The sequence below is a fragment of the Curtobacterium flaccumfaciens pv. betae genome (assembly GCF_026241855.1).
GTDB classification, from domain to species: Bacteria; Actinomycetota; Actinomycetes; order Actinomycetales; family Microbacteriaceae; genus Curtobacterium; species Curtobacterium flaccumfaciens.
In genome coordinates this window covers 3,618,700-3,637,735 of record NZ_JAPJDC010000001.1, presented here as the reverse complement: position 1 = coordinate 3,637,735, position 19,036 = coordinate 3,618,700, and the positions used below count along the sequence as shown (strand labels likewise).

Here is a 19,036-nt window from a genome sequence, read left to right as displayed (position 1 = left end):
CGGACCTGTCTACGCCGCGCCACTGCTGATCCGGGTCGCACTCGCCCAGTCGTGCACCCAGTCGGGCACGGTCAGGTCGCGGTCCGCGCCACCCGCGGCCTGGAGCAGGTCCGCGGTCGGCACCGTCCCGCCGGAACGCCGCAGGAACCGGGCCTGCACCACGGCGCGGGCCATCACGGCACCCCCTCGCACGAACGTCTGCTCCAGGTACACGGCACGGTCGTCGACCCCGAGCACGTGGGTGCGGAGCTCGAACCGCTGCCCGAGCGTCAGCGACCGCTTGTACGTGATCGTCTGCGCCGAGACGACGGGGTACCAGCCGTGCTCGGACAGCGCGGCCCAGTACCCGGAGCGGAGCATCAGGTCGAGCCGACCGAGGTCGAGCATCGACAGGTACTTGCCGTTGTTGACGTGCCGCAGCGGGTCGAGGTCGGTCGGGACCACCCGGAACGGCGTCCGCACCTCGTCCCAGAGCGACGCCCGGCGGCGCCCACCCACCCGAGCGCGCAGACGTGTGCGCAGCTGCAGCAGGAGCAGTCGGAAGTACAGGTTCACGGGACGATCACACCAGTGCGCGGACCAATCGTGCGAGCACCTTGGAGGAACCTCACGAAGCGCGGGCAGTCCGGGTCACCGCGATCCGCTGCTTCGCACAACCGCCGGAGCGGCCGGGTGGGTCAGCCGGAGAACATCCCGCTGGAGGCGCTGCCACCCGGGTGCGCGGTCCTCGACACCCCTTCGGCCGTCGATCGAGCGGCGTCGGCCTCGACCATGGCACGTGACCCGGCGGTGGGGTCGGAGAAGTCCTCGAGGTCCTCGAGCGCTCGCCGCCGACGGCGGTTCTGCACCTCGAGCACGACGAGCAGGGCGCCGAGCACGACGACCACGGCGATGACGATCCAGATGACGACCACGACACTCCCCCGAGCCCGGGGCGTCTGCCCCGTCCCTCGCAGCGTAGTGGTGCGGAGGCGGGTACAGCCAGTGCCTCCCGCCGTCAGGGGGACCGGGAGTAGACCTGCAGCATGCAGACACGCAAGCTCGCAGACCTCGAGGTCGGCCCGATCGGCCTCGGAACCATGGGCATGAGCGCCTTCTACACGGGCGCCGGCACCGACGACGACGAGTCGATCCGCACCATCCACCGCGCGATCGACCTCGGCGTCACCCTGTTCGACACCGCCGAGGCGTACGGCCCCTACACGAACGAGGAACTCCTGCGCCGTGCGCTCGAGGGCCGTCGCGACGACGTCGTCATCGCGACCAAGTTCGGCCTGTACCACCACGAGGCCGGTGAGGAGACGCCGACGCAGCAGCGCGGGATCTCCAGCAAGCCCGAGTCCGTGCGCGAGGCGCTCGAGGGCTCACTCCGTCGCCTGGGCACGGACCACATCGACCTCTACTACCAGCACCGCGTCGACCCGGCCGTCCCGATCGAGGACGTCATCGGCCAGCTCGCCGGCTTCGTGCAGGAGGGCAAGATCCGGCACATCGGACTGTCCGAGGCCGGTGCCGAGACCATCCGCAAGGCCCACGCCGTCCACCCGATCACCGCGCTGCAGAGCGAGTACTCGCTGTGGACGCGCGACCCCGAGGGCGACGTGCTCGACACCCTGCGCGAGCTCGGCATCGGCCTGGTGCCGTACTCGCCGCTCGGCCGCGGGTTCCTGACGGGTGCCATCACGAAGCCGTCCGACCTGGACTCCGACGACTTCCGCCTGGCGAACCCGCGCTTCCAGGAAGAGGCGTTCGAGCAGAACATGCGGATCGTCGACGCGGTCAAGGAGATCGCCACCGAGGCCGGCGCCACCCCGGCGCAGGTGTCGCTCGCCTGGCTGCTGGCCCAGGGCGACGACATCGTCCCGATCCCGGGCACGAAGCGGGTCTCCCGCCTCGAGGAGAACGTCGGCGCAGCCGACCTGACCCTCACGGCGGACCAGCTGTCGCGCCTGTCGGCGCTGCCGGTCCCGACCGGTGACCGCTACCCCGACATGTCGACCATCGGCCGGTAGACGCGACCGGATGACGGCCTGGAGGCCCGTGGCGGATCCGTCACGGGCCTCCCGTCCGTCGTCAGTCGCGTTTGCGGACGCGAGACGCCGGCGTCAGCGCGAGACGCCTCCGAATCCGGCGGCGTTTCGCTGACTCGGCGGCGTCTTCCGAGGACGCCGGCGTCTCAGACCTCGGCGGCGAAGGACGCGGCCCGGACCTGCAGGTCCTCGATGCGCCGGAGGCGCGCTGCCTCGACGTCGTAGCCCTCGTAGGCGGGCGGCGGCAGCTTCCGGACATTCCGCGAGCACTGGAAGTCCTGGCACACCAGGGTGCCGACGGTGTTGCCGTTCCGTCCGGCCGGCCCGGACCGTTTCGCGCTGTAGAACGCGACGTCGTTCGGCAGCTTGACGTCCTGGCACCACGAGCACTGGGCACGGGAGCGGGGCGAGGCCTCGGCCTGCCGGAACAGGATGCCGATCAGGTCGCCGTCCAGGGTCGGCACGACGGCGTACGCACGCCGCCCGATCTTCGGGTCGCGCCAGCCGAGGTAGTCGAGCGCGTCCCAGTCGAGTGTCTCGAAGTCGGCGGGCAGCGTGAGGTCGGACACCTCCTTGCGCGAGGCGTTGACGAAGGACGTGCGGAGGGTCTTCTCCACGATGGGGAGCATGGGTGATCGCTTTCGTGCGGGCCCGGGGCGTGCGGACGCACACCGCACCGGGCGGAGGAGGTCAGGGTTCGACGAGGGCGGCCGCACCCGAGGGCACGACCGAGGGCCTCACGCCCTGATGCCGGCGATACGGGCGCCGACCACCTCCTGGAAGCTCACCCGACCAGCCTACGACCGGGTGTCAAGCCCGGCCCGGTCCGCCTGCGGTCGGTTCGGCGTCGCCGTGACCAGGACGACCGAGCCCTCGTACGTCGGGCGGATCCGGAGCGACCCGTGCCGCCGATCCCACTCCCCCGACTCCAGCGCGGTCCGGAGCGCTGCCACCGACCGCCGGACGGTGAACTCGTCGACCAGTCCCCACGCCGGGTCCGCCTGGCGCACGCCGGGGTCGAGCAGTCGCTCGGGGCGGGCGTAGTACGCCTCGGCGAACCCGTCGACGCACGTGAACGGGATCGGCAACGGGGTGCTCGTCACGGTGTCGTCGCCCAGCGCGTCGGCGATCCGCGGCAGTGCCGGATGGCGACGGGCGTCGGCCGACAGCACCTCGGGCGCGTACTCGGCGAGCCAGGAGCGCTCGATGCGGTCGGGGTCGAACGTCAGGACCACGACGGGGCCCCGGGTCACGCGACGCACCTCGGCGAGCACGCGTTCGAGGTCATGCCACTCGTGCATCGAGAAGGTCGTCATCGCGGCGTCGAAGGTGTCGTCGGCGAAGGGCAGGTCTCCGGCGGGCTCCACGGCGGTCACGTCGCGATCGGTCGGCGCGTACGAACGGGCAGCGGCACCGGTACCGGTACCGATGTCGAGCACGGTCCGGGCGTCTCCGAGTGCCTTCGCAACCGCGCGGGCGAACGCGGGTTCGGGCCGGCGGTGCTGCCGGCGGTCCGCATCCCCTGCTGAGCCGTCCGTGGTCCTCGTCACGTCCCCACCCTACGAACCCGCGGGCGCCGGGTCAGTCGACCGACTCGGACTCGGACTCCGACTCGCGCAGGGCCGCGTACTGCTCGGCCCGCTCCGTCGCGGCCCAGCTGCCGAGCAGCGCGAGCGACCGCTCGGACTCGCTGCCCGGTTCGGCCGAGTACGAGAACAGCGTCAGACCGGGGTCGGCGACCAGGTCGAGCGCCTCGTAGGACAGCCGCAGCTCCCCCACGATCGGGTGGTCGATGCGCTTCTTGCCGGTGCGCTGCATCCGGACGTCGTGGGCGGCCCACCAGCCGCGGAACTCCTCGCTCCGGGTGGAGAGCTCACCGACGAGCGTGATGAGCCCCGGCTCGCAGGGGTTCGACACCGCGGCGGTCCGGAGCACGGCCACGGCGTCCTTCGCGGTCTGCGCCCAGTCCGGGAAGAAGTCGCGGGCGGCCGGGTCGAGGAACGTGAAGCGTGCGGTGTTCACCGGGCGTCCGGGGCCGGCGAAGAGCGGTGCGTACAGGGCACGGCCGAGCTCGTTCGTCGCGACGACGTCCCCGCGCTCGTTCCGCACCCAGGCCGGTGCGCCGGTGATGGCGTCGAGCAGCCGCTGCACGCCGGGGCGCACGCGGGTTGGCACGTTCCGGTGCATGACCTTCGCGCCGGAGTTCGCCAGGCGCGTGAGGTCCCACAGGTGCGCGCGCTCGTCCTCGTCGAGCTGCAGGGCGCTCGCCAGGCCCTCGAGCACGCTGTCCGAGACGCCCTTGAGCGAACCGCGCTCGAGTCGCGTGTAGTAGTCGACGCTGACGCCGGCGAGCATGGCGACCTCGTGCCGACGCAGCCCGGGCACGCGTCGGACCCCGCCGCCGAACGACGGCATGCCGACCTGCTCGGGGGTGAGCCGCGCCCGCCTGGAGGACAAGAAGTCGCGGATCTCGTTGCGCACGTCGATACCCATGCGACGAGCGTACGTGCCCGGGCCGTGCGTCCGGCAGGCGGGAGGGCCGTGGCGGGGCCGCCGGCCGTCGCTGACTGGTCACGACACGTAGCGTGCCGTGTGCCGTCCCGTCGCGACCTGTCGGCTGGTGGCGCCGCAGGCGACGGCCTGTGACCGCTCGTCGGCGTCTGGCGGGGTGTTGCGACCGCCCGGAGCGGACGGGAGGCGCGGGGCGGCCCCGCCACGCGTCTCCCGTACGCCGTCTGGTCGCGTTCCGTTGCGTGACCGGCCGTGCCCGACCGGTCGCGACACGTCGCGTGCTGCCCGCCGGGTGGTCGCGACCTGTCGGCTGGTGGCGCCGTAGACGACGGCCTGTGACCGCTCGCCGGCGTCCCGCGGGGTGTTGCGACCGCCCGGAGCGGACGGGAGGCGCGGGGCGGCCCCGCCACGCGTCTCCCGTACGCCGTCTGGTCGCGTTCCGTTGCGTGACCGGCCGTGCCCGACCGGTCGCGACACGTCGCGTGCCGCCCGCCGGGTGGTCGCGACCGGTCGGCTGGTGGTGCCGTAGACGACGGCCTGTGACCGCTCGTCGGCGTCTGGCGGGGTGTTGCGACCGCCCGTCGCCACGGGCCTCCCGACCGCTGTGGGGCCGCGGTCAGGGCGCGGCGTCGGCCCCGATCCGCACCCGCGCGACACGGTGACCGTCCATGGCGGTCACCTCGAGGCGGTGTCCGCCGGCCAGGACGACGTCACCGACCTCGGGTACGCGGTCCAGCTGCACCTGCACGAGCCCACCCACGGTCTCGTAGTCGCCGTCCGGCAGGACGGGACCGCCGTCCGCGGCCAGGTCCTCGAGCACCGTGGCCCCGTCGACCCCGTCGTGAGCCAGCATCGACTCGTCGTACTCGCTGGAGTCCCACTCGTCGCGGATGCGGCCGACGAGGTCCTCGAGCAGCGCCTCGAGCGTGACCATGCCGGCGCTGCCGCCGTACTCGTCGACCACCAGGGCGATCTGGTGGCCGTCGGTGCGCATGTCCGCGATCGCACTCGACAGCGACTTCGTCTCGGGCAGGGCGAGCACCGGCCGGACGAGCGTGGCGACCGGGGCCGAGGGGTCGACCGGACGCAGCAGGTCACGGAGGTGCACGAAGCCCTGGACCTCGTCGCGCCCGCCGGAGGTCACGAGGTACCGGGTGTGCCCGGCTGCGATGGCCTGGTCGGTGGCGTCGGCGACGGAGAGGCCGGCGTCCAGTGTCGACACGTCGTACCAGGGGCGCATCGACTCGCGCAGGATGCGGTCACCGGCGTCCAGGGCGCTGCGGGCGATCCGGCGTCCCTGCTCGTCGACGCCGGTGTGCTCGTCGACCAGGCCGCGGAGCTCCTCGGTGCTCATCGACTCGCTGCGGGCGTCCGGGTCGCCACCGAGCAGTCGCACGACGGTGTCGGTGGACTTCGAGAGCAGCCAGATCACCGGCCGCATCAGCACCGCGAAGCGCTCCAGGGTCGGGGCGACGGCCATCGAGAAGCCCTCGGCACGCTGCAGGGCGAGGCGCTTCGGCACGAGCTCGCCGAACACGAGCGACAGGTACGCGATGACGAGGGTCATCAGCACCAGCGCGACGGCTTCGGCGGTGCCCTGCTCGAGGCCGAGTCCCTGGAACAGCGGTGCGACGTCGGGTGCGATCGAGGACGCACCGTACGCGGCGGAGAAGAACCCGGCGACGGTCACGCCGATCTGCACGGCGGACAGGAACCGGTTCGGGTCACGGCCGAGCTCGGCGACCCGCATCCCCCGGGGGCCGCGGCGTTCGAGCTGCTGCAGCTGGGATTCGCGGAGGGAGACGAGTGCGATCTCGGCGGCCGCGAAGACCCCGCCGACGAGCACGAAGAGGATGACGAGCCCGAAGGCGATCCAGGTGTCGGCGCCCATCAGCGGGCAGCCGCCTCGGATCGACGACGGGCGGGCGGTCTGTGGGGATCGTCCATGCCTGTGAGTCTGCACAGGCCGACTGGGACATCACCGTGCTGCCGCTCGACAGCGGCTGTGGATCCCGCGTCGCGGCGGAAGCGGTCGCTACAGGGTGAGCGAGCGACCGATGCGGGCTTCGAGCCACGCCTCCGGGTCGATCGGCGTGACGCCGTCCATCAGGACCTCGAGGTGCAGGTGCGCACCGGTCGAGACGCCGGAGGACCCGACGAGCCCGATGAACTGCCCGGCAGCGACGGTGTCGCCGACCTTGAGCGGCGAGGAGCCGGGGATCATGTGGCCGTAGAGCGTGGACACCTGTCGGCCGTCGACCACGTGGTCGATGATGACCGCGTTGCCGTACGAGAAGTAGGTGCCCGAGACCCGGACCTTGCCCGCGGCGACGGCGCCGATCGGCGTGCCCATGCCCGGGGTGAAGTCGAGGCCCTGGTGCAGCGACGAGCACGCGCCGCACGGTGCCGAGCGGTACCCGAAGCCGGAGCTCATCTGCACGGGGCCGGGGAACGGCGAGCGGACCGCGCCGCCGAACGACACGGCGCCTCCGGCGATCGCCGCGGTGTCGGCGGAACCAGCCGTCGTCGTGGTGACGGTCGAGCCACCGCCGACGGTGAACCCGTCACGGTCGAACCCGGCGGACGTGACCGCCTGGGTCACGGCGTAGTCCTGGGTGCGCACGATGGGCGCGATGGTCGAGGTGGCCATCGAGGTGCCGGCGCTCGCGTGTGCGGGCATCGCCGAGGCGGCGAACATCGCGATGGCTGCGGCGGCGCTGGTGAGGGTGATGCGTCCGGCACGGGCCGACCGGGAGGCCCGGGGTGCGCTGGCGACGCGGGTCACCCTGGGCGCGGGGCGGCGGACGACGCGCTGGATGCGGTCGTCGACGTGCTCGGTGGTGGCGCGTGCGGCGGCGGAGCGGCGGCCGGCCGGCTCGGTGGCCGAGGACTTGGTCGCGAGCACGACGGACTTCGCCGGCTTGGCGACCTTCGCGGCCTTCGGTGCCTTGGCCGGCTTTGCGACCTTGGCCGGCTTGGCGGCCTTCGGTGCCTTGGCCGGCTTGGCGGCCTTCGCGGCCGGGGCCGTCTTGCTGCGACGCTGTGGTCCGCGGGCGGCTGCGCGCTCGGCCTCGAGGGCGGCGCGTCGGGACAGGTGCACCACCGGGGTCTCCGGGTGCTGGTCTGGTTCGGGTGCAGTCGTCATGGCCGCCCACCATTCTGCACGACTCTGTCGCTTTGTACAGGCCCTTCCGTGATCTTTTCGTTACCGAGTGCGCTGGGAGGCGCCTGACCACCACGGGCGGAAGCGTCCCCCGGGCCCTCCGCATCGGTACGGTCGGGGGAAAGCGACGGAAGGACCCGCACCATGGCCCGATCGCCGCGTGAGCGGTACGGAACGGTCGACCTGGCGTCGGCCGACGTCGTGCTGGCCGGTACCCAGGAACTCCTGCCCGTGCTCCGGGCTGCGGCCGTTCGCGCCGGGATCGACGCCGCGCGGATGCGGGTCATCGGGGTCGACGACCTGCCGGACCCCGACGAGACCTGGGACGCGGCGCTGGCCGTCATCGCCATCCGCCGCCCCGGTGACGACCCCGCGTTCCACCGGGCGCAGGCGGCGGCCGAACTCATCGCGCCGATGCTCGCGCCGCACGCCGTCCGCATCGTCGTCACGGTGTCCGGGGTGACCCGGCTCGCGCCGAAGCTCGAGCGCACCCTGACGTCCGAGGTCCTGCACCAGATCGATGCCGCGTCGGCGTCGTCCGGGTTCCGTCGGCCCTTCCGGCCCCTGCGCATGCGGCTCGGCCTCGCCGGGCTCCGTGCCGCCGGCGTCCGGGTGTTCCGCGTCTCGATCGGCGACTGAGGCTCAGGCTCCGTCGGGTCCGGAGCCCTGCGCGGCGCTCGCCTGCACCGACGGGTGTGGAGGAGCGGCGTGCGCGACGACGGAGACACTGCCGACGGCGAGCACGAGCGCCAGCGCTCCGGCGGTGCAGGCCGTCCCGATCCGCCGCAACCGCGATCGGCTGCCATGTTGACGCGGTGCGAACCGCTTCGTGCTCCGTCGGGGTTCGGGGCCGACGAGCCAGGGACCGGAGCCGTCGGGGTCGTACGAGAACGGGCCGGAGCCGTCCGGCGCGTACCGGTAGGGGCCGCTGCCGTCCGAGGCGTAGGCGGACCGCAGGTCCTCCGCCCTCCAGCCGAAGTCGTCCGGGGTCTGCCGTGTGGTGGTCATGCGCGCTCTCCCTCGCTCTGGTGCTGCGGAAGACCAGTCCACGCACCGTTCCTATGTGTCGACAGTGCGCCTCCAGGGTGTCGGCCGAGCATCTGCCGCGCGGAAGCGGGGGCCATGTATCTTGATGTCGAGACATCCTGCGCCACGAGTACCGTGGACGTACCGACGGTCGAACAAGGGAGTACCCGCCAGCATGGCCAAGATCATCTACACCCTCACGGACGAGGCGCCGTTCCTCGCCACCCACTCCTTCCTCCCGGTCATCCAAGCCTTCGCCGGCACCGCGGGTGTCGACGTCGAGACCCGCGACATCTCGCTCGCCGGCCGGATCATCGCCCAGTTCCCGGAGCGGCTCACCGACGAGCAGCGCCTGGACGACGCCCTCGCCGAGCTCGGCGACCTGGCGAAGACCCCCGAGGCGAACATCATCAAGCTGCCGAACATCTCGGCATCGATCCCCCAGCTCAAGGTCGCGATCAAGGAACTGCAGGCGCGGGGCTACGACCTGCCCGACTACCCGGACGAGGCCACGACCGACGAGCAGCGCGACGTCCGCGCCCGCTACGGCCGTGTGCAGGGCAGCGCCGTCAACCCGGTGCTGCGCGAGGGCAACTCCGACCGCCGCGCACCCCTGTCGGTCAAGAACTACGCCCGCAAGCACCCGCACCGCATGGGCGCCTGGTCGCGTGACTCGAAGACGAACGTCAGCACCATGGGCGTCGACGACTTCCGCTCGAACGAGAAGTCCTGGATCGCTCCCGCCGACGACGTCCTGACGATCACCTTCGTGGCCGAGGACGGCAGCGAGCAGGTCCTCAAGCAGTCGATCCCCGTCTTGCAGGGCGAGGTCGTCGACGGCACCGTGCTGCACGTGGCCGCACTCGAGGCGTTCCTGCGCAAGCAGATCGAGCGCGCCGAGGCCGAGGACGTCCTGTTCTCCGTGCACCTCAAGGCCACGATGATGAAGATCTCCGACCCGATCATCTTCGGGCACGTCATCAAGGCGTTCTTCCCGTCGGTGTTCGAGCGCTACGGCGCCGACCTCGCCGCCGCGGGCCTGACCCCGAACGACGGCCTCGGCTCGATCCTCGCCGGCCTCGCTGCGCTGCCGAACGGCGCCGAGATCGAGCGTGCCTTCAAGCAGGGCATCGCCGACGGCCCCGAGCTCGCCATGGTCGACTCGGACAAGGGCATCACGAACCTGCACGTGCCGAGCGACGTCATCGTCGACGCGTCGATGCCCGCGATGATCCGCACCTCGGGGCACATGTGGGGCCCGGACGGCGACGAGCACGACACCCTCGCCGTCATCCCCGACTCGAGCTACGCCGGCATCTACCAGGCCGTGCTCGACGACTGCCGCGCCCACGGCGCCTTCGACCCGTCGACGATGGGTTCCGTGCCCAACGTCGGCCTGATGGCGCAGAAGGCCGAGGAGTACGGCTCGCACGACAAGACCTTCGAGCTCCCCGGCGCCGGTGTGGTCCGCGTCACGACCGCCTCGGGCGACGTCGTCATCGAGCACGACGTCGAGCCCGGTGACATCTGGCGCGCCTGCCAGACCAAGGACGTCGCCATCCGCGACTGGGTGAAGCTCGCCGTCACCCGCGCCCGTGCCTCCGCGACGCCCGCCGTGTTCTGGCTCGACGAGACCCGCGCGCACGACGCGAACCTCATCGGGCTCGTCCGCGAGTACCTCGGCGAGCACGACACCGACGGCCTGCAGATCGAGATCCTCGCGCCCGAGGACGCCATGCGCTTCTCGCTCGAGCGCATCCGCCGCGGCGAGGACACCATCTCGGTCACCGGCAACGTCCTGCGCGACTACCTGACGGACCTGTTCCCGATCATGGAGCTCGGCACCTCGGCGAAGATGCTCTCCGTTGTCCCACTGCTGGGCGGTGGCGGCCTGTTCGAGACCGGTGCCGGTGGTTCCGCGCCGAAGCACGTGCAGCAGCTCGTGCAGCAGAACTACCTGCGCTGGGACAGCCTGGGTGAGTTCCTCGCGCTGGCGGTCAGCCTCGAGCACCTCGCCGGTGTGACGGGCAACGAGCGGGCGAAGATCCTGGGCGAGACCCTCGACCGTGCCACCGGGACGTTCCTCGAGCAGGACAAGTCCCCGGGCCGCAAGCTCGGCTCGATCGACAACCGCGGCAGCCACTTCTACCTGGCGAAGTACTGGGCCGAAGAGCTCGCGGCGCAGACCCAGGACACCGAGCTCGCGGCGTCGTTCGCGGACCTCGCGGCGAAGCTCGGCGAGCAGGAGCACACCATCGTCGACGAGCTCGTCTCGGTGCAGGGCCACCCGGCCGACATCGGCGGCTACTACCGCCCCGACGACGCCAAGACGAGCGCGGTCATGCGTCCGTCCGCCACGTTGAACGCGGCGCTGGCAGCGCTCTAGCAGCGACCGGCCCCCGGACAGGAGGCCCGGTGCCAGCTGGCACCGGGCCTCCCGTCCGTCCGTGGTCGCGACCACAGCCGCGCTTCGTGAGCAGCCATGGTCGCGTCCGCACCACGAACCCGACCATTCCTGCTCACGAAGTGACAGGGGACGCGCGGGGCGTCAGCCGCGGGACGGCACGGGTGGGCCGGCGGCCAGCAACCCGGTGAAGACCAGGGCGACGGCCACGACCCCGATGCCGGCGGCCACGGCGGGCCGACGCACCACGAAGAACAGCAGACGGTCCCAGAACCCCGAGTGGGCGTCCGGCGAGCGGCGCCAGGAGCCCTCGAGCATGCCGCGGCGGGCGACCGCGACCTCGAACGGCACCGTGGCGTACGGCACGACGGCACTGGCCCAGCCGAGTACGAGCGCCCCGAACGACCACCGCTGGTTCACCGCCACGACCGTCGTGACCACCAGGTACGCCAGGAACACGAAGCCGTGCACCCCACCGCCGATGCGGACACCCCAGTCGCCGGCGTCCAAGCCGTACTTGAGCACCATCCCGAGGATGAGCAGGGTCCAGGTCACGAGTTCGGCGACCGCGGCGGCGCGGAACAGGGAGCGCGGAGTCATGGCCTCCATGGTGGCGGACCCGGTTGACAGACAGCAGGGCGCCCCGGGCCGATCGACCCGGGGCGCCCTCTGCTTGTCGGGTCAGCGCCGCACGACCACCGTCTGGCCCAGGCGGTTCACGCCGGCGCGCGCGTCCCACGTGCCGGTGTTCGCGGTCTGGATCGCGAAGGCCGGGTTCGACGCCACCGAGCGTTCGGGTGCCGGCAGGGCGAGGGCGACGTCCCAGCGGCCCTTCGGCAGGTGTGCGAGCGACGCCCGGACGGTCACGGTCCGTCCCGGCTGCCAGGACGACGCGTCGGCGCGCACCGGCACGGTGACCCGGCGGCCCCCGTCGGTCAGGACGAGCTGCACCGGGCGGCTGTTGTACGGCGCCGCCCAGCCGTCGTTCCGCACCGACACCGCGACCGACGGCGTGCGACCGGTGGTGACGGTGCTCGAGGTCATCGTGAAGCGGTAGCCGAGCTTCTTCGCGGCGTCCGTCATGCCGTCTGCGCCCCAGGTCGCCAGGACGTCCTTGTTGTAGTCGAGGTTGAGGTAGCTGTAGTGGTACTTCGCCATCTCGGCCGAGGCGGACGGGTACTCGGACCGCGGCGCGTTCACGGCGCAGGTCTCGCCACCCACGGGGACGTACCGCGACTCGGCGGCCAGGTAGTCCTGGTCGAGTGACAGCGGATCGCTCAGGAACGTGCCGAAGTCGTCCGGCGAAGCGAGGAAGCAGTCGTTGTGGTGCCCGATCCGCGACGCTGCCGACCCGTCGTGCGCCTGCTCCGGGGTGAGTGCCCCGGCCGTGCCGGACGGTGTGCGGAGTGCGTCCTGCTTCATCTGCATCGTGCGGACCTGGACCGAGCGGCTGGACGGCAGGGCGGCGAGTTCGGCCTGCAGGACCTGCCGTCGGGCGTCCTTGTCGGCCTCGGTCAGCACGCCCGGGTTCGCCGGGTCGCTGGCGAAGTGGTCGGTGTAGTAGCCCTCGCCCCAGAGTCCGATGAACCCCTGCTGCAGGGTCGGGATGACGTCGGCGTTCCGGCGGAGCGTCGGGGTGAGCTGCTGGATGTGCGCGAGCACGGTCGGCAGGTCTGCGTCGCCGTAGGGCGCCGAGTACGGGTACGCGCCGCCCTGTACGTAGGCGAACCGGGTGATCACACCCACGCCGGCTGAGCGCGCGGTGTCGTAGTCGTGCTGCACGAGCGCGAGCCAGGCCGGGCTGAGGCGCCGCTGCTGCACGAACGCCTCCATGTAGAACACCCGGACGACCTGGGTGACCCCCTCGGCGCGGTAACCGCGGAGCGTCGCGGCGTCGAGCGGCGTGTACCCGGTGCCGTCGGCGCGGTAGTGCGTCTCGGTGGTGTGGTCGAACCCGCGCGAGGGGTTCGGGATGACCGCGTCGCTCGCCGTGTAGGTCACGGTCGAGGTGGTCGCGGTCCGTGTCGGGTGGTGGCCGGTGGGCGACGACGCCCACGCAGTGGTCGGTACGGCGAGTGCGAGTACCGCCGCGAGTGCGACGGTGGTGATGGTGCGGTGCTGCATCGGACGAGCCCCTGTCCTCGGCGCGGACGGTGATCGGCGCCCCCTGGCGCTGCCGTCCTGCGCGAATGTGATCTGAAGCTAGGCCAAACGATCAGAAAACGCCAGTGGATGCGCGAACCGAGCACGGGTAGCGTTGCCTGCATGTCGCCGTCGACCGAGAACCGTCCCCTGAACATCGTCGTCTGGAACGAGAACGTGCACGAGACCCGCGGTGACGCGACGGTCATCGGGCACTACCCCGACGGCATGCACACCGTGATCGCCGAGGCGCTCCGGCAGCTGCAGCCCGGGGCCGACGTCTCCACCGCCACCCTGCAGGAACCCGACCACGGCATCACCGCCGAACGGCTGGCCACCACGGACGTGCTGTTCTGGTGGGGGCACGCCGCCCACGACGAGGTGAGCGACGCCGTCGTCGACCTGGTCGTCGACGCCGTGCACGCCGGCATGGGCCTGGTGGTGCTGCACTCCGGCCACTACTCCAAGCCGTTCAAGCGCCTGATGGGCACGACCTGCTCGCTGAAGTGGCGGAACGACGGCGAGCGCGAACTCGTCTGGACCGTCGCGCCCGAGCACCCGATCGCCGCCGGGGTCCCGCACCCGATCGTCATCGACCGGCAGGAGATGTACGGCGAGTACTTCGACATCCCGCGCCCCGACGAAGAGGTGTTCCTGTCGACCTTCGCGGGCGGAGAGGTCTTCCGCTCCGGCGTCGCGTACCGCCGGGGGCTCGGCAAGGTCTTCTACTTCTCGCCGGGCGACCAGGAGTACCCCGTGTACCACCACCCGGACATCCAGCGCGTGCTGTCGAACGCCGCCGCCTGGGCGGCCCCGGTCTCCGAGCGCCGCGAACTGACCGCCGACCCCCACCCGCGGGACTGGTTCCTGACGGACGATGGGGGTAGACAGGTCGGGTGACCAACCATCTCGACGGTGCGCACAGGCGCGCCGCGGTGATCGAGGCGCTCGCCATCTTGGGATCAGGACCCGAGGAGCGCTTCGACCGCATCACCCGCATGGCCCACGAGGCGTTCGACGTCCCGTTGACCTTCCTCAACCTCGTCCACCACGACCTCGTCACCACGCAGTCGACCTTCGGCTGGCACCAGGGATCGAGTGTCCCCGCCAGCGAGCAGTTCTGCGCGTCGACCGTGCTCACCCGCGAACCGATGGTGATCCCGGACGCGTCGCTCGACGCCCGGTTCGCGCACACGGCGGCGGTGGCGGAGCACGGCATCCGGTTCTACGCGGGCGCACCGTTGACCATGGTCGACGGCACCCGGGTGGGCACGTTGTGCTTGATGGACGCGGTGCCGCGCACGTTCTCGCCGGACGACGTCGCCCTGCTGGGTGACCTGGCCCGGTGGGCGGAGCGCGAGCTCGGCGTCGCCATCGACCGCGGACGGGTCCGTCGGGTGCTTGACGGCCTGGTGCCGGACCCGGTCGCGCTGCCGGGCTACGACCTCGACGTCCTGGTAGCCCAGCACGACGACGGCGGGGGTGACGTCGCCGACTGGCGCATCGCACCGGACGGTGCCCTGCACGTCACCGTCGGCCGGGTGAGCGCGGCCGGCCCTGCGTCGGGCCTGCTCGCCGCGGCGGTCCGCGGTGCCGTGGCGGCACGGACCGGTTCGGCCATGTCGGACGCGATCGTCGGCCTGGAGGCGCAGGTCACCGCCGACCTGTCGGCTGCGGCCGCCGTCGGCTCGCTCTTCCACCTGCGGCTCGACCCGACGTCGGGTCACGTCGACTTCGGCGACGCCGGCCACGGCCTGGCGGTGCTCGTCCCCGCCGACAGTCCGGCCCGCGTCCTGCACCCGCTCGACCTGCCGCTCGGGCTGCAGCCGGAGTCGATCCCGCGGTCGCCCGGGGCGCTCGACCTGGAACCCGGAGACCGGCTGGCGATCTGCACCCAGGGCGTCCTGACGCTGGACGGACTCCGGCACCTGGACGACCTCGCCTCGCTGGTGCGCTCGGCTCCGGACGGGGCCACGGCGGTCGAACGGGTGCGGACGGCGATCCCGACGGACGCCGCGGTCGACGTCACGCTGGTGGTGCTCACACGGCACTGAGCGAGATCCGCCGCCTCGGTGCGTCAGGCGTCGCCCGGGGTGCGGATCGCCGCCCGCAGTGGATCAGGAGCGGAAGCGGTCCGGCCGCGGCCGCGGGGTTCCGGTCAGCGCGACCACGAGCAGCGTCGCGAGCAGGGCGAACCCGGCGAGCTCGATGCCCAGGCCGGCGAGCTGCCAGTACGCACTGCCGACGTGCTGCGGCTGCGTGATCGACTCCGGCCACCACGACTCGATGAGCGGGAACGAGCCCGGGAACGGATCGAGGCCGAACACGACGAGGCCACCGAGCAGCAGGACGACCCCGAGACCGGCCATCGCCCCACGGGACCGACGGAGCATGTGCACCACGAGGGCCGCACCCATGCCGGCGAGCCCGACGACGGCGAGCAGGAACGCGAGCACCACGATGGTCTGCGGCGCGAGCGCGACCCAGTCCAGCACCGCGATCGGCAGCAGCAGCCACCGCCCCGTCCGTGCCCAGCGCGCAGGGTTCCGCCATCCGTCCATGGCGACCGACCGTAGGGCACCCGGCCGAACGCCTGCCGAATGCGGCCAGTGGACCCCGGCGGCAGTGTGCGCTGACTACGATCGGACCCCATGGCGCAGGACCGACCGACCCGGCAACAGCGGTCGCTCGCGACCCGCACGGCGATCATCGAGGGCGCGGCCGCGGAGTTCGACGAACGCGGGTACGTCGGTGCCTCGATGGACGGCATCGCCGAACGCATCGGGATGACCAAGGGTGCGCTGTACTTCCACTTCACGTCGAAGGCCGACATGGCCGGGGCCGTCGTCGCCGAGCAGCACGCGATCTCCCGCCGGTACGGCGAGGCCGCGGTGGCCCGGGGCACCACCCCGCTCGAGTCGATCATGTGGCTGTGCCAGGGGCTCGCGGTCCAGATGACGTCCGAGGTCGTCGTGAGCGCCGGGGTGCGGCTGTCGACCGACGTGGCCGCGAGCGACGTCGCGCGGCAGGACCCGTACACCGACTGGACCACGGTGGTCGCCGGGTTCGCACGGCAGGCCGTCGAGGTGGGCGAGCTCGACCAGCGGTGGGACCCGGACCTGGTCGGCCGGGTCGTCGTCCGCGCCTACACCGGCGTGCAGACCGTCTCGGACGTGATGACCCGCCGGGCCGACCTGTTCGCGGGCCTGCGGGAACTTTGGACGGTCCTGCTGGACGCGTTCGTCACCGAACGGCTGCGTCCGGAGATCCCGCGGCTCGTCGCGCTCATCGCTCCGGAGTGACGCGGGTCCCCCCAGGGAAACACCCACGTCACCTCGCCTCTGAGACTAGCGAGAAGGGTGTCGCGCCACCGGCCCCAGTTCGCGGGCGTGTGTCCGGCGGCCCACTAGCCTGACGCCGTGCCCACACCCGCTGCCGAGGTCGACGTCGACGTCCCGCTCGTCCGGGCCCTGCTGTGCGACCAGCACCCCGACCTGGCCGGGCTCCCGCTCCAGGTCGTCGCGAACGGCTGGGACAACGTCGTGCTGCGCCTGGGCGACGACCTGGCCGTCCGGGTCCCCCGTCGGGAGCTGGCCGCACGCCTCGTCGAGCACGAACAGCGCTGGTTGCCCGACATCGCCGCCCGGGTCGGATCGGTTGTCCCGGTGCCGGCCCCGGTGCGCACCGGCCGCCCCGCCCTCGGGTACCCGTGGTCGTGGAGCATCGTGCCGTGGCTGCCCGGCACGGCGATCGGTGAACGGGCGGCCGGGGTCCCCGTCGCCGAGGCGCTCGCCGCGTTCGTCGGACTCCTGCACGTCCCCGCCCCGGACGACGCCCCGGCGAACCCGTTCCGTGCGGTGCCGCTCGCGTCGCGGAGCGAGGCCGTGCTGGCGCGACTCGACGACCACGGCGTGCACCGGGCCGGAGAGCTGGCCACGCTGTGGCGGACCGCAGCGGCCGTGCCCGCGCACGCCGGGCCTCCCGTCTGGGTGCACGGCGACCTGCACCCCTTCAACCTGCTCGTCGACTCGTCGGTCGGCGTCGACCGTCTGTCGGCCGTGATCGACTTCGGGGACGTCACCGCGGGCGACCCGGCCGTCGACCTGGCCACGGCCTGGCTGACGCTCGACCGGCCGGGGCGGCGCGCGTTCCGCGCGCGCGTCGCGGCCCCGGAGGCCACCTGGCTGCGCGCACGCGGGTGGGTGGTCGCGCTCGCGTCCGCGCTGGCGACCGCCGACGAACGCGCCTTCCGGAGCGTCGCGCGACGGAGCATCGACGCGGTGCTGGACGACTGAGTCCTCGCGGGGCTATCGTGACCGCACCATCCGTGCACAGCCGATCGGAGGGGCCGCCATGACCCTCGAGCTCCGCGTCCAGCACGACGTCGCCACCGACGCCTCCCCCGCCCCCGTCCGACCCGAGCGACGCGGTCTCCGCGGCCTGCTCGACCGTCTGTCCGACCGCCGCGCCGCCGCCCGCGCGCGGCGGGTCGACGACCGGGTGCGCGAACTCGGGGAACTCGTCCACCTGCTCTCCGACGCCCGCGCCGTCGTCGAACGCGGGTGGGTCCAGCACGCCTGGTTCGCCTACCTCGACGAGCACGGCCGCGAGCGCAAGGCCTCCAGTGCCGCCGCGATGGACGTGCAGGGCCGGCCGCTCGTCGGTGCCTGCCTGGTCGGCGCGGTCGTGTCCGCCGCCGGCGGGCCGCACGCGGTCCACGCGCCCCGGGTGCAGCACGCGCTCGACGTCGTGTGGCACGCCCTCGCCCGCGACGAGGGCGAGCCCGTGCTGTGGTGCCCCGCGCCGGACATCCGGATGGGGCGCGTGCGTGACCTGACGAGCTGGAACGACGCCCCGGCACGCACCGGCGCCGAGGTCGCCGGGCTGCTGCTGACGGCCGAACGGGTCGCCGTGCAGGAGTCGACGCGCCTGCAGGAGCTCCGGGTGGCACGATCGGGGGCATGAGCGACGTCGAAGCGGTCCCCGAGGTGCACCCCGCGAGCACCAGCACCCTGGCCGCGAGCGGCAACGCCCTGCTGTCGGACGAAGGGTCCACGCGGAACCCCGACGGCGCGACCGTCACCGACGCCGCTGCCGCCGACGCCGCGGTGAAGCGGACGCTGCACCGGTACCTGCAGAAGCACCGCGCGGCCCTGCTGGCCAAGCTCGACGGGCTCGCGGAGCGGCAGGCTCGCTGGCCGGTGACGCCGACGGGCACGAACGTCCTCGGGTTGGTGAAGCACGTCGCCGGGGTGCAGGCCGGCTACTTCGGCGAGGTGTTCGGGCGGCCGTTGCCGGACCAGCCCGCCTGGCTCGAGTCGGAGGACGGCGAGGACATGTACGCCTCGCTCGACGAGACCATGGCCGACATCGTGGCCTTCCACCACCGGAGTGCCGCCCACGCCGACGCCACGATCGAAGCGCTCGACCTCACCGCCACCGGGACCGTGCCGTGGTGGCCGGAGGGGCACCGGGACGTCACCCTGCACCGGATCCTGGTGCACATGGCGTACGAGACCGCCCGGCACGCGGGTCACGCCGACATCGTGCGCGAGATGCTCGACGGCCTGGCCGGCGACGGCGACGGCAACCTGGCCGACAAGTCCCCGGAGGAATGGGTCCGGTGGCGTGAGCAGCTCGTCGACATCGCGGAGCGATCAGGGTTGCGCGAGCTCGACGTATAGCCGAGCAGGCAGACCGATCGTTACCGTTCTCCCAGGCTCGCCCTGGTAAACCCCCGCTGACCAGGGGTTGTCCTCC

General features: G+C 72.4%; 20 protein-coding genes. 9 read left to right on the top strand and 11 right to left on the bottom strand.

The genetic code is table 11. From position 1 onward, the window contains the following. Window positions 1-9 precede the first annotated feature (9 nt). On the bottom strand, window positions 10-555 hold the full coding sequence (locus tag ORG17_RS17170) for an acyl-CoA thioesterase (RefSeq protein WP_214528004.1): 546 nt from the start codon (window positions 553-555) through the stop codon (window positions 10-12). Between the two features lie 122 nt (window positions 556-677). Next, window positions 678-914, bottom strand: a complete 237-nt coding sequence (locus tag ORG17_RS17165; protein WP_111056493.1) for a hypothetical protein — start codon at window positions 912-914, stop codon at window positions 678-680. Window positions 915-1,025: 111 nt separating this feature from the next. On the opposite strand from ORG17_RS17165, the gene ORG17_RS17160 reads away from it, so the two are divergent. Continuing rightward, window positions 1,026-2,012, top strand: coding sequence for an aldo/keto reductase (locus tag ORG17_RS17160; protein WP_111056494.1), 987 nt, complete (start codon window positions 1,026-1,028; stop codon window positions 2,010-2,012). 164 nt (window positions 2,013-2,176) lie between these two features. Here the strand turns inward: ORG17_RS17160 and ORG17_RS17155 are convergent, their stop codons facing one another. The 5 genes from ORG17_RS17155 to ORG17_RS17135 all read right to left on the bottom strand — a co-directional run bounded on the left by ORG17_RS17155 (window position 2,177) and on the right by ORG17_RS17135 (window position 7,686). Further along, window positions 2,177-2,659 carry an FBP domain-containing protein gene (locus ORG17_RS17155; protein ID WP_071406263.1) on the bottom strand — a complete coding sequence of 161 codons (483 nt, stop codon included), beginning with the start codon at window positions 2,657-2,659 and terminating at the stop codon, window positions 2,177-2,179. A gap of 168 nt (window positions 2,660-2,827) precedes the next feature. Then, complete coding sequence (locus tag ORG17_RS17150) at window positions 2,828-3,580, bottom strand: class I SAM-dependent methyltransferase (protein ID WP_214528005.1); 753 nt, start codon at window positions 3,578-3,580, stop codon at window positions 2,828-2,830. A gap of 31 nt (window positions 3,581-3,611) precedes the next feature. Beyond that, entirely contained in the window at window positions 3,612-4,523 is a 912-nt protein-coding gene (locus tag ORG17_RS17145; protein ID WP_071406260.1) for a helix-turn-helix transcriptional regulator, read from the bottom strand. Window positions 4,524-5,157: 634 nt separating this feature from the next. Next, window positions 5,158-6,432, bottom strand: a complete 1,275-nt coding sequence (locus tag ORG17_RS17140; RefSeq protein ID WP_214526054.1) for a hemolysin family protein — start codon at window positions 6,430-6,432, stop codon at window positions 5,158-5,160. Between the two features lie 144 nt (window positions 6,433-6,576). After that, window positions 6,577-7,686: a M23 family metallopeptidase gene (locus ORG17_RS17135; protein WP_214526055.1), complete on the bottom strand. Its 1,110-nt coding sequence runs from the start codon at window positions 7,684-7,686 to the stop codon at window positions 6,577-6,579. A gap of 162 nt (window positions 7,687-7,848) precedes the next feature. Here ORG17_RS17135 and ORG17_RS17130 point away from each other — a divergent pair, with 162 nt between their 5' ends. Continuing rightward, window positions 7,849-8,343 (top strand): hypothetical protein, encoded by a 495-nt coding sequence (locus ORG17_RS17130; protein WP_111056500.1) that lies wholly within the window; start codon window positions 7,849-7,851, stop codon window positions 8,341-8,343. 3 nt (window positions 8,344-8,346) lie between these two features. Here ORG17_RS17130 and ORG17_RS17125 read toward each other — a convergent pair whose 3' ends face one another. Then, window positions 8,347-8,712, bottom strand: coding sequence for a hypothetical protein (locus tag ORG17_RS17125; protein WP_214526056.1), 366 nt, complete (start codon window positions 8,710-8,712; stop codon window positions 8,347-8,349). Window positions 8,713-8,905: 193 nt separating this feature from the next. Between ORG17_RS17125 and ORG17_RS17120 the strand changes: the two genes are divergently transcribed. Continuing rightward, complete coding sequence (locus ORG17_RS17120; protein ID WP_214526057.1) at window positions 8,906-11,116, top strand: NADP-dependent isocitrate dehydrogenase; 2,211 nt, start codon at window positions 8,906-8,908, stop codon at window positions 11,114-11,116. 162 nt (window positions 11,117-11,278) lie between these two features. Here the strand turns inward: ORG17_RS17120 and ORG17_RS17115 are convergent, their stop codons facing one another. Both ORG17_RS17115 and ORG17_RS17110 read right to left on the bottom strand, forming a co-directional pair. Beyond that, window positions 11,279-11,734: a DUF3817 domain-containing protein gene (locus tag ORG17_RS17115; protein WP_035809287.1), complete on the bottom strand. Its 456-nt coding sequence runs from the start codon at window positions 11,732-11,734 to the stop codon at window positions 11,279-11,281. Between the two features lie 81 nt (window positions 11,735-11,815). After that, on the bottom strand, window positions 11,816-13,258 hold the full coding sequence (locus tag ORG17_RS17110; RefSeq protein WP_214526058.1) for a DUF4832 domain-containing protein: 1,443 nt from the start codon (window positions 13,256-13,258) through the stop codon (window positions 11,816-11,818). 141 nt (window positions 13,259-13,399) lie between these two features. On the opposite strand from ORG17_RS17110, the gene ORG17_RS17105 reads away from it, so the two are divergent. Together ORG17_RS17105 and ORG17_RS17100 are read left to right on the top strand one after the other, a co-directional pair. Continuing rightward, entirely contained in the window at window positions 13,400-14,176 is a 777-nt protein-coding gene (locus tag ORG17_RS17105; RefSeq protein WP_250892044.1) for a ThuA domain-containing protein, read from the top strand. Further along, window positions 14,173-15,330, top strand: a complete 1,158-nt coding sequence (locus tag ORG17_RS17100) for a GAF domain-containing protein (RefSeq protein WP_214526059.1) — start codon at window positions 14,173-14,175, stop codon at window positions 15,328-15,330. The genes ORG17_RS17105 and ORG17_RS17100 overlap by 4 nt, the downstream gene beginning before the upstream one ends. Window positions 15,331-15,393: 63 nt before the next feature. On the opposite strand, the gene ORG17_RS17095 is transcribed toward ORG17_RS17100, so the two are convergent. Continuing rightward, on the bottom strand, window positions 15,394-15,837 hold the full coding sequence (locus ORG17_RS17095; RefSeq protein WP_027466840.1) for a disulfide bond formation protein B: 444 nt from the start codon (window positions 15,835-15,837) through the stop codon (window positions 15,394-15,396). A gap of 90 nt (window positions 15,838-15,927) precedes the next feature. Between ORG17_RS17095 and ORG17_RS17090 the strand changes: the two genes are divergently transcribed. The 4 genes from ORG17_RS17090 (at window position 15,928) to ORG17_RS17075 (ending at window position 18,960) form a co-directional block, all read left to right on the top strand. After that, complete coding sequence (locus ORG17_RS17090; RefSeq protein ID WP_110865312.1) at window positions 15,928-16,578, top strand: ScbR family autoregulator-binding transcription factor; 651 nt, start codon at window positions 15,928-15,930, stop codon at window positions 16,576-16,578. 117 nt (window positions 16,579-16,695) lie between these two features. Next, on the top strand, window positions 16,696-17,571 hold the full coding sequence (locus ORG17_RS17085; protein ID WP_214526060.1) for an aminoglycoside phosphotransferase family protein: 876 nt from the start codon (window positions 16,696-16,698) through the stop codon (window positions 17,569-17,571). Between the two features lie 58 nt (window positions 17,572-17,629). Beyond that, window positions 17,630-18,241 (top strand): DUF6197 family protein, encoded by a 612-nt coding sequence (locus tag ORG17_RS17080; RefSeq protein WP_027466837.1) that lies wholly within the window; start codon window positions 17,630-17,632, stop codon window positions 18,239-18,241. After that, a complete protein-coding gene (locus ORG17_RS17075; RefSeq protein ID WP_214526061.1) occupies window positions 18,238-18,960 on the top strand; it encodes a DinB family protein in 723 nt (240 codons plus the stop codon). The genes ORG17_RS17080 and ORG17_RS17075 overlap by 4 nt, the downstream gene beginning before the upstream one ends. Window positions 18,961-19,036: the final 76 nt, after the last annotated feature.

Coding starts and splice junctions, on each gene's coding strand:
- ORG17_RS17145 (WP_071406260.1), bottom strand. CDS start 4,523: ATGGGTATCGACGTGCGCAACGAGATCCGCGACTTCTTGTCCTCCAGG.
- ORG17_RS17130 (WP_111056500.1), top strand. CDS start 7,849: ATGGCCCGATCGCCGCGTGAGCGGTACGGAACGGTCGACCTGGCGTCG.
- ORG17_RS17120 (WP_214526057.1), top strand. CDS start 8,906: ATGGCCAAGATCATCTACACCCTCACGGACGAGGCGCCGTTCCTCGCC.
- ORG17_RS17135 (WP_214526055.1), bottom strand. CDS start 7,686: ATGACGACTGCACCCGAACCAGACCAGCACCCGGAGACCCCGGTGGTG.
- ORG17_RS17125 (WP_214526056.1), bottom strand. CDS start 8,712: ATGACCACCACACGGCAGACCCCGGACGACTTCGGCTGGAGGGCGGAG.
- ORG17_RS17080 (WP_027466837.1), top strand. CDS start 17,630: ATGACCCTCGAGCTCCGCGTCCAGCACGACGTCGCCACCGACGCCTCC.
- ORG17_RS17095 (WP_027466840.1), bottom strand. CDS start 15,837: ATGGACGGATGGCGGAACCCTGCGCGCTGGGCACGGACGGGGCGGTGG.
- ORG17_RS17105 (WP_250892044.1), top strand. CDS start 13,400: ATGTCGCCGTCGACCGAGAACCGTCCCCTGAACATCGTCGTCTGGAAC.
- ORG17_RS17110 (WP_214526058.1), bottom strand. CDS start 13,258: ATGCAGCACCGCACCATCACCACCGTCGCACTCGCGGCGGTACTCGCA.
- ORG17_RS17140 (WP_214526054.1), bottom strand. CDS start 6,432: ATGGGCGCCGACACCTGGATCGCCTTCGGGCTCGTCATCCTCTTCGTG.
- ORG17_RS17115 (WP_035809287.1), bottom strand. CDS start 11,734: ATGACTCCGCGCTCCCTGTTCCGCGCCGCCGCGGTCGCCGAACTCGTG.
- ORG17_RS17155 (WP_071406263.1), bottom strand. CDS start 2,659: ATGCTCCCCATCGTGGAGAAGACCCTCCGCACGTCCTTCGTCAACGCC.
- ORG17_RS17090 (WP_110865312.1), top strand. CDS start 15,928: ATGGCGCAGGACCGACCGACCCGGCAACAGCGGTCGCTCGCGACCCGC.
- ORG17_RS17160 (WP_111056494.1), top strand. CDS start 1,026: ATGCAGACACGCAAGCTCGCAGACCTCGAGGTCGGCCCGATCGGCCTC.
- ORG17_RS17075 (WP_214526061.1), top strand. CDS start 18,238: ATGAGCGACGTCGAAGCGGTCCCCGAGGTGCACCCCGCGAGCACCAGC.